The organism is Candidatus Nitrotoga sp. AM1P (assembly GCF_013168275.1).
Lineage (GTDB): Bacteria > Pseudomonadota > Gammaproteobacteria > Burkholderiales > Gallionellaceae > Nitrotoga.
The window spans coordinates 609,336-623,250 of sequence record NZ_AP019547.1; the positions used below are offsets into that span (position 1 = coordinate 609,336).

Annotated in this window: 15 protein-coding genes; 10 read left to right on the forward strand and 5 right to left on the reverse strand. The window is 47.9% G+C overall.

Translation table 11 applies throughout. From position 1 onward, the window contains the following. Window positions 1-217 precede the first annotated feature (217 nt). From rlmN to W01_RS02795, 10 genes are all read left to right on the forward strand, one after another. Window positions 218-1,300 (forward strand): 23S rRNA (adenine(2503)-C(2))-methyltransferase RlmN, encoded by a 1,083-nt coding sequence (gene rlmN / locus W01_RS02750; RefSeq protein WP_173052092.1) that lies wholly within the window; start codon window positions 218-220, stop codon window positions 1,298-1,300. Then, entirely contained in the window at window positions 1,297-2,085 is a 789-nt protein-coding gene (gene pilW / locus W01_RS02755) for a type IV pilus biogenesis/stability protein PilW (protein WP_242007020.1), read from the forward strand. Before rlmN ends, pilW begins: the two co-directional genes overlap by 4 nt. Further along, the gene (locus W01_RS02760; protein WP_173052093.1) at window positions 2,085-2,927 is read left to right on the forward strand and encodes a helix-turn-helix domain-containing protein; all 843 of its coding nucleotides are present in this window, start codon (window positions 2,085-2,087) and stop codon (window positions 2,925-2,927) included. The genes pilW and W01_RS02760 overlap by 1 nt, the downstream gene beginning before the upstream one ends. Window positions 2,928-2,929: 2 nt before the next feature. Then, entirely contained in the window at window positions 2,930-4,204 is a 1,275-nt protein-coding gene (gene ispG / locus W01_RS02765) for a flavodoxin-dependent (E)-4-hydroxy-3-methylbut-2-enyl-diphosphate synthase (protein WP_173052094.1), read from the forward strand. Between the two features lie 125 nt (window positions 4,205-4,329). Then, window positions 4,330-5,607, forward strand: coding sequence for a histidine--tRNA ligase (gene hisS, locus W01_RS02770; RefSeq protein WP_173052095.1), 1,278 nt, complete (start codon window positions 4,330-4,332; stop codon window positions 5,605-5,607). A 5-nt stretch (window positions 5,608-5,612) separates the two neighbouring features. Continuing rightward, window positions 5,613-6,251 (forward strand): YfgM family protein, encoded by a 639-nt coding sequence (locus tag W01_RS02775; RefSeq protein WP_173052096.1) that lies wholly within the window; start codon window positions 5,613-5,615, stop codon window positions 6,249-6,251. Then, window positions 6,248-7,390, forward strand: coding sequence for an outer membrane protein assembly factor BamB (gene bamB, locus W01_RS02780; protein WP_173052097.1), 1,143 nt, complete (start codon window positions 6,248-6,250; stop codon window positions 7,388-7,390). Before W01_RS02775 ends, bamB begins: the two co-directional genes overlap by 4 nt. A gap of 27 nt (window positions 7,391-7,417) precedes the next feature. Next, window positions 7,418-8,818, forward strand: coding sequence for a ribosome biogenesis GTPase Der (gene der / locus W01_RS02785; RefSeq protein WP_173052098.1), 1,401 nt, complete (start codon window positions 7,418-7,420; stop codon window positions 8,816-8,818). Between the two features lie 199 nt (window positions 8,819-9,017). Beyond that, complete coding sequence (locus W01_RS02790; RefSeq protein ID WP_173052099.1) at window positions 9,018-9,905, forward strand: hypothetical protein; 888 nt, start codon at window positions 9,018-9,020, stop codon at window positions 9,903-9,905. A 519-nt stretch (window positions 9,906-10,424) separates the two neighbouring features. Continuing rightward, window positions 10,425-11,147 (forward strand): hypothetical protein, encoded by a 723-nt coding sequence (locus tag W01_RS02795; protein ID WP_173052100.1) that lies wholly within the window; start codon window positions 10,425-10,427, stop codon window positions 11,145-11,147. Between the two features lie 82 nt (window positions 11,148-11,229). On the opposite strand, the gene W01_RS02800 is transcribed toward W01_RS02795, so the two are convergent. From W01_RS02800 to W01_RS02820, 5 genes are all read right to left on the reverse strand, one after another. Then, window positions 11,230-11,421, reverse strand: a complete 192-nt coding sequence (locus W01_RS02800; protein WP_173052101.1) for a hypothetical protein — start codon at window positions 11,419-11,421, stop codon at window positions 11,230-11,232. Window positions 11,422-11,495: 74 nt separating this feature from the next. Next, the gene (locus W01_RS02805) at window positions 11,496-11,750 is read right to left on the reverse strand and encodes a hypothetical protein (protein ID WP_173052102.1); all 255 of its coding nucleotides are present in this window, start codon (window positions 11,748-11,750) and stop codon (window positions 11,496-11,498) included. Between the two features lie 38 nt (window positions 11,751-11,788). Further along, window positions 11,789-12,199: a hypothetical protein gene (locus W01_RS02810; RefSeq protein ID WP_173052103.1), complete on the reverse strand. Its 411-nt coding sequence runs from the start codon at window positions 12,197-12,199 to the stop codon at window positions 11,789-11,791. Further along, a complete protein-coding gene (locus W01_RS02815; protein ID WP_173052104.1) occupies window positions 12,196-12,654 on the reverse strand; it encodes a VC1465 family Xer recombination activation factor in 459 nt (152 codons plus the stop codon). Before W01_RS02815 ends, W01_RS02810 begins: the two co-directional genes overlap by 4 nt. Next, complete coding sequence (locus tag W01_RS02820) at window positions 12,651-13,523, reverse strand: hypothetical protein (protein WP_173052105.1); 873 nt, start codon at window positions 13,521-13,523, stop codon at window positions 12,651-12,653. Before W01_RS02820 ends, W01_RS02815 begins: the two co-directional genes overlap by 4 nt. Between the last annotated feature and the right edge of the window lie 392 nt (window positions 13,524-13,915).

A 13,915-nucleotide genomic window follows, 5' to 3' on the forward strand; every position in this document is an offset into this window, starting at 1 on the left:
ATTTATGTTCGCTATGTAAGATTTTATCTAGGCCGCTCCTTCACGTTATCGTCTGTCAAGTAATAGCCTGAGTCGATCAATACGCAAACTGTGAAACGTTCAGGCTATGATGGACGTGAATCTGCGCTAATCGCGCTAATTAAGAGCTCTTATAAAAAATTCAGTATCTGTCATCCTCGCCATCGCGGGGTGGCATAATTTTTCAAGGTCATCATGAATGTCCGAAAATCTTCTTAACTTTGATGTGCAGCGACTGACCACCTGGTTTGCTTCGATGGGTGAAAAACCCTTTCGTGCACGCCAGATATTGCGTTGGGTGCACAAAATGGGTGAAGAAGATTTTGCAGCGATGACCGATATCGCTGTTTTGTTGCGCGAAAAGTTGCAGCAGCAAGCTTATGTGGCTGCACCACAGGTGATGCGAGACGAAATTTCTGCAGATGGCACGCGTAAATGGTTGCTGGACGTCGGTACGGGCAATGCAGTAGAAACAGTTTTTATTCCAGAGGCAGGGCGCGGCACACTATGTATCTCTACTCAGGCGGGTTGCGCACTTAATTGCTCATTCTGTTCGACCGGTAAACAAGGTTTCAACCGTAACTTGGGCGTGGCCGAAATTATTGGTCAATTGTGGTGGGCTAACCGTCAGATTGGCAAAGATTTTGATGGCAAGTGGCCAGTCACCAATGTGGTGATGATGGGTATGGGCGAGCCGTTGCTAAATTTCGATAATACGATAAGTGCCTTGCGTCTGATGCTGGATGATAATGCTTATGGCTTGTCTCGACGTCGGGTGACTTTGTCCACTTCTGGCATCGTACCGGCGATGGACAGGCTGCGTGAGGAATGCCCGGTCGCGCTGGCGGTGTCGCTGCATGCATCCAACGACAGCTTGCGCGATGTGCTGGTGCCGATCAACCAGAAATACCCGTTACGCATATTACTGGCAGCATGTCAGCGCTACCTGGAACGCGCCCCACGTGATTTTGTCACTTTCGAGTATGTGATGCTGGAAGATGTGAACGACAGCGTACAACAAGCGCATGAATTGGTTGCGTTGGTGCGTGATGTGCCGTGCAAATTTAATCTGATACCGTTTAATCCTTTTCCGCAGACGCATTACCGCCGATCCACAGCCGACGCTATAACCAAGTTTCGAGACGTACTGATGCAGGCTGATATTGTTACGACTATACGCAAAACGCGCGGTGATGATATTGCTGCGGCCTGCGGACAATTGGCCGGGCAAGTACAAGATAAAACCAAAAGAACGCACCGATCATTAGAGATCCGTACATGAAATTATTTTCAAGCATGAGAGGATTGAGCCTTTTTCTGCTTGCTTTAAGCATGGCAGGATGTGTTGCGCAATCCGATGGCGGATACAGTGGTACGCCGCAGCTTCATATTTCGCGGGAAGAAGCCAGCGCTAAAATACATACTGAATTAGCGGCACAATATTACGACCGGGGACAACTCGGAGTGGCATTAGAAGAGGTGTCTTTGGCTCTGCGCTTTAAATCCGATTACGCACCGGCTTATAACGTGCGCGGCCTTGTGCGCATGGCTTTGCATGAAGATCAGCAGGCAGATGAGGATTTTCAGCATAGCTTACGTTTAGATAGCACAGATTCAGATGCACATAACAATTATGGCTGGTTTCTTTGTAAACGAGGCAAGGAACCGGAGTCCATCAAACACTTCATGGCAGCGCTGAAGAATCCGCTTTATTCTACTCCGGGGAAAGCTCATCTGAATGCTGGCTTATGCTCTATGAATACTGGCAATGTAAAAAATGCTGAAGAATTTTTACAAAAAGCGCTAGTGGCCCAGCCCAATATGCCAGAAGCACTACTAGGCTTGGCCAATTTATACTTTACTAAAGCCGATTATGCGGGTGCAAAATCCTATTTCATGACCTTTAAAAAAAACAACGTATCTCCTTTGACAGCTGAAAACCTATGGTTGGCAGTGCGTATTGAACGTAAGCTGGGTGATAGAATTGCGGAAAATAACTACGGGATGCAATTACGTAAAAATTTTCCTGATGCGCGTGAAACTCAGTTAATGCTATACAAACAATAGTGGATAATTCGTCGGAAAATACTTTAGGCAATGCCTCCAGCAGCGTTGAAGTACGGCCTTTCAGTGTGGGAACAGCGCTGCGTGAAGCACGTGAACGACTCGGGCTAAGTCTTGCTGATGTGGAAAGTCGTCTCAAGTTTGCATCACGCCAAATTGAGGCACTAGAAGCGGACAATTTCACTCGTTTACCGGAAATTTCCTTTGTGCGCCGCTTCGTACGCAGTTATGCCAAGCTATTACAATTGGATCCTGCTCCCTTGCTGGCATCACTGCCAACAGAGCCAGCGCAATCCTCGCTGCATACTGCAAGCGTTGCGATTGACGTGCCGTTCCCAAATATCTACGCAACGCGCAGAATCAATATCATCTGGTTATCAACCGGTCTTGTTGTCATCGCGATCACATTGGTACTCTTTCTTTGGTTGAACCGTGGCATACCGATTATGCAGCAAGCTACGATGGAAACAATAGAATTGCCAACTGTCTTTCCTATTCCGGCTTCTATGGCGATGGCAGCCTCACCGTCTAATACGCTCACTGTATCCCCTAAAGCCTCCACTGCTACTAAAATCATACAGACAGAATCAAAGAGCGCATCTAAGCAATCCGCTTCTATTCGGCTGAAGTTTGAGGCAGATTCTTGGGCGAAAGTGACGGACAATGACGGCAAAATATTACTGTCACAACTTAATTCAAGTGGCAGCGAAAAACATCTGAAAGGCAAGCCACCATTTTCCGTGGTTATTGGTAATGTCAGCGGGGTGCGCCTCTATTATCAAGGGAAACTTGTTGAACTTACCCCCTTTAATAATGGCGGAACCGCACGCCTCACGTTGGAGTAGATATGAGCCAGCATTCCATTCCGCGTCGTACGACGCAACGTGTCATGGTAGGTAATATCGCCATAGGCGGCGGTGCCCCTATCGTTGTACAGTCAATGACCAATACTGATACCGTGGATGCCGCAGGAACCGCGCGCCAGGTTTTTGAGCTTGCACAAGCTGGTTCCGAATTAGTGCGCATTACTGTCAATACCGCCGAAGCTGCCGCACAGGTGCCTCGCATTCGCGAGCTGCTCGATCAAATGGGCTGTAATGTACCCTTGGTGGGAGATTTTCATTACAACGGCCATCGTCTGTTAACAGACTTTCCAGAATGTGCCCAAGCACTGGGAGGATACCGGATTAACCCGGGCAATGTCGGTCGCAACCGCAAGGGCGAAGACCAATTCGCTATGATGATAGACGCTGCCTGCCGTTATTCCAAGCCGGTGCGTATTGGGGTGAACTGGGGTAGTCTGGACGCTGATTTGATCGTGCGCATGATGGATGAAAATGCTAAATCACCCCAGCCGAAGGAGGCTGATGCAGTAATGCGGGAAGCGCTCATCGTGTCTGCACTGGATAGCGCTCAGCGTGCCGAGAAGCTCGGTTTGCCGCATGATCGAATCGTGCTGTCATGCAAGGTGAGTGAGGTCCAAGGTTTAATCGCGGTATACCGTGAATTAGCACTGCGCTGCGACTATCCGCTGCACTTGGGTTTAACCGAAGCTGGCATGGGATCAAAAGGTATTGTCGCCTCTACCGCCGCGCTGGCCGTGCTACTACAGGAAGGAATAGGGGATACCATACGTATTTCTCTCACCCCGGAACCGGGTGGTGACCGTACGCAAGAGGTAATCGTGGCACAGGAAATTTTGCAAACGATGGGGTTGCGCTCCTTTACGCCTATGGTGATTGCTTGCCCCGGCTGCGGGCGTACCACCAGCACGGTTTTTCAAGAATTGGCGCAAAGTATTCAGTCTTATTTGCGTGAGCAAATGCCGGTATGGCGTGAGCAATACAGCGGCGCTGAGGAAATGACAGTGGCGGTAATGGGTTGCATCGTGAATGGTCCGGGGGAAAGCAAGATGGCCAACATTGGTATCAGTCTGCCGGGCAGTAACGAGCATCCTGCAGCACCGGTATATGTGGATGGTCAAAAAGTGGTTACTTTGCGTGGTGACAATATTGCCAACGAGTTCAAGCAGATCGTGAATGATTACGTGGCACGCAACTACGCGCGGCGTGAAGCGGGTCATCCCCATCCTAAAACTATACCGATCCATGTAATAAATTAAGTATCAAATAATTGAAAGCAGCGCTCCGACATTGCAAATGTACATAGTAGTAGGCCGAAATCCACTAGCTATATATTTGACGGCTGTTTTAATCAGTCATGAATGAAGTAAAGGTTAATCGTTTTATGAGCAGCAATTCTCCATTGCAAGCCGTGCGCGGCATGAATGATATCTTGCCGGAAGAGGCGGGGCTTTGGTTATGGTTCGAGGACACGGTGCGTGACTGGCTGGAAGGTTATGGTTACCGCAACATTCGCATGCCGTTGCTGGAACATACAGCGTTATTCAAACGTGCGATAGGCGAAGTGACCGATATTGTAGAAAAAGAAATGTACAGCTTTGAGGATAGTCTCAATGGCGATCAACTCACGCTTCGCCCGGAAGGCACGGCTTCCTGCGTGCGCGCCGCACTGCAACACAGCCTGCTGTACAATGCGCCGCAGCGTTTATATTACAGTGGCGCGATGTTCCGCCACGAGCGTCCGCAGAAGGGACGTTACCGTCAGTTTCACCAGATTGGTGTGGAAGCGTTGGGTTTTACTGGTCCGGATATTGATGCCGAACAGATTGTGATGTGCGCGCGCCTGTGGCGCAAACTGGGCCTGCGCGATATCACATTGCAACTCAATACGCTGGGTGATATAGCTGCACGGCAACGGCATCGCGCCAAGTTGATAGCCTATTTCGAACAGTACAGTAGTGTTCTGGATGCTGATGCAACACGCCGTTTGCACACTAATCCATTACGCATCCTTGATAGCAAAAATCCGGCTATGCAAGAATTGATCATGGCCGCGCCCAATCTGATGGAGGAACTGGAAGAAGATGCGCTTAAGCATTTTGAGGCGGTTCAAAAAATTTTACAGCGCCATGAAGTGGCATTTGAGATAAATCCACGCTTAGTCCGCGGGCTGGATTATTATAATCGCACTGTATTCGAATGGATTACCACTCGCCTCGGCGCCCAGGGCACTGTCTGTGCTGGCGGTCGTTTTGATGGTTTGATTGAGCAAATTAGTGGGAAATCTGCACCGGCCACCGGTTTTGCCATGGGCATTGAACGTTTGTTGGCACTATTGCAGGAAGATGGTATGAATCCTCCGCTGGCCCCTCTGGATGTGTATGTGATGCATCAAGGTGAAATGGCAAGAGGTATAGCGAGCTTAGTGGCAGAGCGATTGAGGGATTCTGGACTACGCGTTTTGTTGCATTGCAATGAGGGGAGCTTTAAGTCGCAGATGAAAAAGGCAGATGCTAGTAATGCATGTGTTGCAGTTATCCTCGGCGACAATGAGGTGAGTACTAAGCTGGCCACGCTCAAGCCGTTACGCGGTGGCGAGCAAATGCAGGTGGCATTTGGCGACTTGCCAGCCAAAATTAATGAATTGATTAAACAAGGATAGAAAAAATGGCAGTACTCGATTTGCAGGAACAGGAGCAGGTAGATGCGTTTAAGGCATGGTGGAAAAATAATGGCAAGTGGCTGTTGATAGCATTGGTCTTGGCTGTAGGCGGTTTTGCTGCGATGCAGGGCTGGCAGTTCTATAAAGAAAAAAAGATGGCGGATGCCAGTACTTTGTATGCTGAACTTGAAAAACAGCTCGCCAGCAACGATCCCAAGCGTATCAATGACGCCGGGCAAGCAGTGATCGACCAGTACGGCTCTACCGCTTACGCACCGCGAGCAGCTCTGCTGGCGGCACAGGTTAATCTTCAGAATAAAGATGTGGCGCGCGCTAAATCACAATTAGAGTGGGTGATCAAACATGCTGACGAGACCGGGCTACAGAACGTAGCGCGCCTCAAATTGGCCAGTGTATTACTGGATGAAAAAAATTATGCTGATGCACTCAAGCTGCTGGACGTAAAGCATGCTGAATCTTTCATGGGTTTGTATGCCGACCTCAAAGGAGACGTACTACATTCACAAGGTAAGGCTGACGAAGCACGTGCCGCTTACCAGCTTGCATTCAATAAAACTGATGCCCAAAGTAAGTATCGCAATCTGATCCAAATGAAACTGGATGCGCTTGGAGGCGCTAAATGATTATTCGCATTGCCGCGTTGCTGTTACTTGTAATGCTAGCAGGCTGCTCTACCGTGTCTGGCTGGTTTGCCAAAGACAAGACCGGCAATGAGCCCGCAGAGCTGGTTGAATTCAAGCAGACTGCTACGTTTAATGTGCGCTGGCATCTTAAAATCGGAGGGAGTGGCAACTATATACTTCAGCCTGCCGTAACGAGTGATGCGGTTTATGCCGCCAATACCAAAGGGGAGTTATTTCGATTCGATCCTGCAACAGGTAAACAAGTATGGCGTGTCGACAGTGGCTTTGCCATTTCTGCTGGGGTAGGGGCGGGTGAGGGCTTCGTGCTGGTCGGTGGTGGTAAGGGTCAATTGGCAGCCTTTGCGGCGGATGGTAAATTACTTTGGAAAACGAAAGTGTCCAGCGAAGTGTTGAATATAGCAAAAATTGTCGATGGCATGGTGGTGGTGCGTACTGCTGACGGCCGCCTTTCTGGGCTAGACGTTACGGATGGCAAGCGTCTATGGTTGTATGAACAGTCCGTACCTCCGCTGATTGTGCGCAGCTATGCGGGCGTGGCAATTGAACGTGGCACCATATTCGGCGGATTCGCCGCTGGTAAATTAGTGGCAGTTAGCTTGGGTTCTGGCATTGTCATTTGGGAAACCGTTGTGTCTCAACCGCGTGGTAATACTGAACTGGAGCGCATTAGCGACATCACCAGCTCACCAGTGCTAGATGATGACCAGGTTTGTGCAGTGGCATTCCAAGGGCGTATTGCATGTTATGGCCTGGCACAAGGTAATTTACTATGGAGCCGAGACATATCCAGCGATAAAGGCATGACTCTATTCCATAATTATCTCTATATTACGAATACCACTGGCGCTATATTAGCGATGGATAAAAGTAGTGGAAGTTCATTTTGGAAAAATGAACAACTATTCATGCGCCAAACGTCAGCACCCTATGCATTCGGAGATCATCTGACGGTGGGCGATTATGAAGGTTATCTGCATGCGCTGAGCCGCGAGGATGGCAGCATGGCGGCAAGACTCAAGACCGATGGTAGCGCCATATTGACTGCTCCGATGGAGTTAGATGGCGGCCTGCTGGTACAAACACAAAAAGGCAGTTTGTATTCGGTGACTCTCCATTAAATTTTTGTTTCTAATTGAAAGTCTGAAATGTTACCCACACTAGTTTTAGTTGGTCGTCCCAATGTGGGGAAATCCACTTTATTTAACCGCCTTACGCGTAGCCGTGATGCCCTGGTAGCTGATCTGCCAGGGCTAACGCGTGACCGTCACTATGGTCGCGGACGCGTTGGCGAACGGCCATTTCTAGTGGTGGATACCGGTGGTTTAGAGCCAGTCGCCAAGGACGGTATTCTGTATGAAATGGCTAAGCAAACACGGCAAGCAGTGGACGAAGCGGATCTGGTGTTATTCCTGGTTGATGGGCGCCAAGGATTAACCCCACAGGACAGGATTATTGCCGAGCAATTGCGTAAAACTGGGCGTCCTCTGTTGCTCTTGGTCAACAAGGCTGAAGGCATGCAGCGCGCTGTTATTGTCAATGAATTTTTCGAATTAGGAATCGGCGAGCCGTTGCCAATTTCTTCGGCTCATGGTGACAATGTCAGTGAAATGGTGGAGCTTGCACTGGAAGAATTACCACTACAGACTGAAAGTGCAGAAAATCATTCTGATCACCCGAAGATGGCTATTGTTGGCCGCCCCAACGTTGGTAAATCCACCTTGGTGAATGCGATTTTAGGTGAGGAACGCGTAATCGCTTTCGACCAACCCGGCACCACACGCGACAGCATTTATATTGATTTTGAACGGGATGGCAAGCAATACACCATCATCGACACCGCCGGGATTCGTCGCCGCGGCAAAGTCGACGAAGCAGTCGAAAAATTTTCCGTAATCAAAACATTGCAGGCGGTAGAAGATGCCAACGTTGTCGTTCTTGTGGTAGATGCGCAACAGACTATTACCGAGCAGGATGCGCATATCGCAGATTTCGTTTTGCAAGCGGGACGGGCACTGGTCTTAGCGGTAAACAAGTGGGACGGACTGGACGATTACCAACGTGATACGACTAAACGCGATATTGATCGTAAGCTACATTTCCTTAGTTTCGCCAAATTGCATTTCATCTCTGCACTGCTTGGTAATGGCGTGCCCGCCATATTGAAATCGGTGAATGAGGCTTATGCCGCCGCCATGGCCAAGCTGCCGACGCCTCAGCTCACACGGGTGCTTATCGCTGCAGTGGAAAAACAGCAGCCTCCGCGCTCCCTGTTTCGTCCCAAGATGCGTTACGCTCATCAAGGTGGCAGCAATCCGCCGCTAATCGTAATTCATGGCAGCGCGCTGGACAAAATACCGGACAGTTACCGCCGTTATCTTGAGCATACTTTTTGCACTGCCTTTAAATTGCAAGGCACGCCACTTAGAATCGAATTCAAGGCAGGCAAAAATCCATTCGCCAACAAGGCTCCCAAACCGTTAACTGAAAGCGAAGAGCGTAGTGCACATCGTGCTCGTATTCGTGGGCGCAGACTATACGGGCGTTAATCCAAGCTTAACAACATATTAGTATATTTATCAATTTATTACGTGATTAACTTAATAATCCTGTGCAACATTTTTAAATAGTATTGCACAGGATTAATCTGCATCTAACTAACTATTGAAGAACAAACATTGACCCCGCCGTAATATCTAGATATTAATTTCTGAATTACGCAACAAATAAAATATGTTTTGTATATTCTTGCGACACATAGTTTTTCTTCACTTTCTCCTGCTCAGTTCAATATTACAAGCTGCCAACATCGTTACAGCTAGCGCTGCTAATTATCGTCAATTGCTTTTGCGGTTGGAACCAGGCGATACTCTTTTACTGCGGCCCGGCGTTTACAAAAAAGGTTTGCCTGTGTATCAGCTGCACGGGAATAAGGACAAACCCATCATCATAATGGGCCCGACCAATGGTCCATTACCTGTTTTTTCAGCAAGACCCGGACACAATACAATCAGTATTATAAACGCCAGTTACATAGTTATCCGTAATTTGGAACTTGACGGGCAGGGCATAGCTGTAGATGGCGTTAAATGCGAAGGAAATGCTGACTGGGCCCACCACATTACGCTTGAAAATCTCGTTATTAAAGGTCATGGCAATAACCAACAAACTGTGGGTATTTCGACAAAGTGTCCCGCGTGGAATTGGGTTATCCGAAATAATACGATTGAGGGTGCCGGTACCGGAATTTATCTCGGCAACTCCGACGGAAACGCACCATTTGTAGGAGGATTGATAGAACACAATCTAATCAAAGACACGATGGGCTACAACTTGCAAATCAAACATCAAAATGCGCGACCCGATATTCCGGATATGCCCAGCAATCCGAGCAACACAATTATCCGCCACAACGTTTTTAGCAAGGAGAAAAGAGCGGTCACTGGGCCATTAGCGCGGCCTAATGTGCTCGTGGGGCACTGGCCTGTGAAAGGAAATGGATCAAAAGATACTTACGAAATCTATGGTAACTTCTTCTATCAAAATCCTATGGAAGCTCTTTTTCAGGGGGAAGGGAACATTGCCCTGTATAACAACCTTTTCGTCAAGGATCATGATGAAATCCCAACCGGTTGATACCACCAATTTTCGCGTCTTTAAGGACTGGGATATAGACTTTAACGGTCACAAGCGGAATAAACACTCCCGTGGAGCATATGACGGCGAGGGCATAAATCCCGGCTGGTTACCACAAATCGAACGCAAGCCATAATGGATTCTCAAGGACAGCGCTGTTAACGTTTGCGCACCTTCAAAGCGCTGGGGCGGTAATGGTAATTCGTGGAAATCTGACAAGTTAAGCGGGTATTTGACCAAATATATACACAAGGACTTTGAAAATTCTGCGAGATCTGCAAAACGGTATTGGCATACCAAAAAGATTGAGGAAATCAAAGTAATAAAATTCTGGGTTTGGGCTACAAATTTTCATGAAGCGCTGGGAGAGGCGAGGGACGCTGTAGCAATGCAAGGGATTGATGAAATAAAGATATGGGGCCGATAATGTAATAGGTAATATATGGATTTCCGGTACTGCCAAGAGTCTTAACGGCCGATTTATGCGTCCTTGTCCTTTTTTGATATAGAAAATATTAAATGAATGCTATTTTAGTCAAAGCGTTAAAAAGTCGTTTCGTGAATGCAACGTTCATTTTTTTTATGGTTAGTTGTCCCGTTCTGTGCAATTCTGGTGATCTGTCATTGAACAACGCTAGCCAGCCTGCATCTACGTCTGATGCATTCCACCAAATTCAATTAGCGCTGGATAATAAAAATACTGAACGTAATCTTGCAGCTCAAGAGGCTATGGCCAAGTGGACAGAATATTCCTCATATTGGGCATTTTTAGGTTTCTTACTTAGCATTTCTGGGTTGTTCGCATTGCTTTTTTCGCTTTTCCTTAATCGTAAAGCAACACTTGCAGCAGAGAATGCTGTGGACGTGGTCAGAGAAAGCAACGCCCAAAATCGAGTAAACATCAAGATGACAAAATACTGGAATGATATTCTTGCTCGGGTTGATAATCCTGCAGAAGCAATTTTTCCAAGTGAAATTATGCAAGTTAGCCATATGGTCTTTCTTCCGCAGGCTGATATACAAAAAGCAATGCAGAACAATCAATTAAAGTTAATTCACCCAATTATATATGGCTGTTTAAATTACAATACCCCTCACGTTAAAGGTATTCGGCAAACACGTTTTTCTTGTCATGTAGGATCATTCGAAGGTAACAGTATCGTTAGCCTAAAACCTAATAACTCTAATTGGCTACAAAATCCAATAGTCCTTATGCGTCCTGCGACAATAACTGCCACTTAAAAAAACCGCTCCTTTTTGAAGCGGTTTTTATGCTCTGGCAGTAATTTAAAATTTAACTATTCGATCGAGTCGATGACACTCCTTATAGTCGGTATACATCTTCCTGAGTTCCAGCATTTTCCCCACGCATACTTGCGAGGTTAGATTCAACTCGGTTTAGCCTATGTTTAATTTCGCTGAATTCGCTCTGGCTCTCTGATCTAAATGCAAGTATTTCATTTCTGAGTGCCCTTAATTGTTCCAGTACCAAATTTTCTACTTTTTCACTTTCCATGATATTCCCTTGTATGCGGATGATGCTATTTTATAAATCTTGCATAACAATTGCTCAATTTGTTCTATCGTTAATTATCCTTTAATTTCTGGCGGCCAATTTCCATTTCTTTTTACAATATCGAGCCATAATTCAATATCTGTCTTAATGACCGAAATTTCCCCGAATAAATCCATTTTGGTTCTTTCTTTTAAAAACTTCATTGTCTTTCGGTTATTTAGTACTTCGCATAATGTATAACGTATCAAGTTTAACTCTTTGTATTTGCAGATATTTATCGTGTCGCAGCAGAGGCCGACAGCAGGTGAAACTATTCCGAGTTTTTGCATGTTCATATTTTTCCAGCTCCTTGTCAAAGTTTTAATATTCACCATTCTGGTTTCCATTCCTGCTTTTTCGGCTTCTCCGGTAGGTCTCTTTGCCGCTTGATCGCCGGGCCACGTGTGCCGAATATATAGTTGTATGGATAGGAAACTTCCCAATAGCCGTTTTCCAACTGACGACCATCCAGCCGCCCCTCAGTGAGCATCATCCGCACCCGACGCGGGCTGATGCCCCAATCTCTCGCCACTGAAGACACGGGCACGAACGAGCGGCCAAAACCCAACGAAAAGCCGGGCATTGATGATTTGGCACCCTCTGGCGGCATGCACATGGATTGACGCGGCAGCCGCTTGAACTTGGCTTCGCCAGCAGGCAGAGCGCGGCGCTTCGCGTCCCGCACCGCCTTTGCTGGCGAAGCCAAATCCGGCAAGACATTCGAGTCTGTTTGGTTCATGATTTACCTCCAATGCGTTGCGGTTGAGCCTCTGGCGGCCTTTGCTTCTCGACCGGCGCTCGGTGACGGTCGGGGAATGGAATCACCGTAGAAGCGGTTTTCTGAAGACCTGAACGGGCATACATTTGCCGCCACAGGCGAGCTTGTGCGAACACGTGTTCGATATTGAGCAGCCATGCGGCGTCAAAAGCGCGTCCGTTAGGACTCAGTAATTCCCGACCCTGTAGCGTCCAATCTTCCCAATAAATGCCGGGCAGGGCGTAGCCGCGCAAAATACGAAGCATCCGGTGCGCCATCCACGGGATGCGCGCGCCGCCTGTTTCCCAGTTCTGAATGGTGCGCTGGGTCACGTCCAGTTCCTTGGCAGCTTCGCGGCGTGTTAGCCCGGCTTGCTTGCGCAGATCAACAAAATCTCTCGGGTCTATCCAGCGGCGTGAGGTTTTGCGGCGGCTCATGTGGGCTCTCCTTGGGCAAAGATGCGCATAGACTCGTTCAGGCTCTGAATAGCTTCCTGTACCTCCAGCTCATTCGCCTCACGGCATTTTTCCAGCGCCTCGACTTGGCAAAGTGCAGCGAACGCCAGGTGATCTGCCTGTTCCGCGGTCAACCTGAAAATCAAAAGCGGCTTAGCAGGAATCGGAACCGCTTCGCTGCCTTCGGAACCACTCCGCACCAAACTTTTCTCAGCCACGTCGACGCATTCGCGGCGCCCCTCCGGGGTCACTTCGTGAACGCGTTCTGAAAAAGATTTGGTTATGTCCGCGGTGTAACTCTGGCTCTTCGACTGCGAAAGCATTCCGCCTGACGCGGAACCGGAAACTTCGTTTCCTTGCTGGCGGTGCGCCTCTTGGTACTCCGACAGCGAGAGCGTTCCGCCTGACGCGGAACCGGAAGCCGCTGCGCGTTTCCTCGCTGGTGGTGCATTTTTGGGTTCTTCGAATTCTTGAGCGTTCCGGCTGAATAGAAACGATGAAGCCGTTTCAATTAAGCCGGGGTTTTTCGTGGGTCGAAGTTCTTCGACTTTCAGAGCGTTCCGCCTGACGCGGAACCGGAAGCCGCTGCGCGTTTCCTCGCTTGTGGTGCGCTTTTGAAGCGAAGGTGGAACAGTTTCGAGTTTTTTCCTGAAAATGCGCAGGCCAGAAGCCCTGTGTTTACTGGTGTTCGCAGGTGGTGTCTCTTCCAGTAGACTAAGTACGGGTATTACATAGAACCCGTACCGAGAACGCCGGAATTTTGCGCTGCGCTCTCGAACCCCTGAAAGACGGTTTTTGACCAAAGAAAGCACAGCAAAAAATCCCCTCGGACTGACTTTTAAAAACTTCATTGTCTTTCGGTTATTTAGTACTTCGCATAATGTATATTATGTTAACAATTACCGCATTATTTATATCTCAAAACAATGGCAATTGGACATATTTAAAGTACGCATTCCAGAATCGCTCTTCCGCTTTTTGATTCTTAGGATTGACCATATGCCGACATAAAAGCCGCAAAACCTCAGCATTAACGCCTTCATTTCGAAGGCGTTTTTTTTCGGCTGCAATATAACGGTATCGCTTACGGATTCTGACAAGATCAAAACCACGCGCATAGCGCAAATGCCAATAATGATTGCGGATAGACGATGACCATTCTGGATATCGATAAAAATGCATTATTGACTGGTACGACTAATGTCCCGCCAGACCCCAACCCTACAAGTACCTTCAACACATC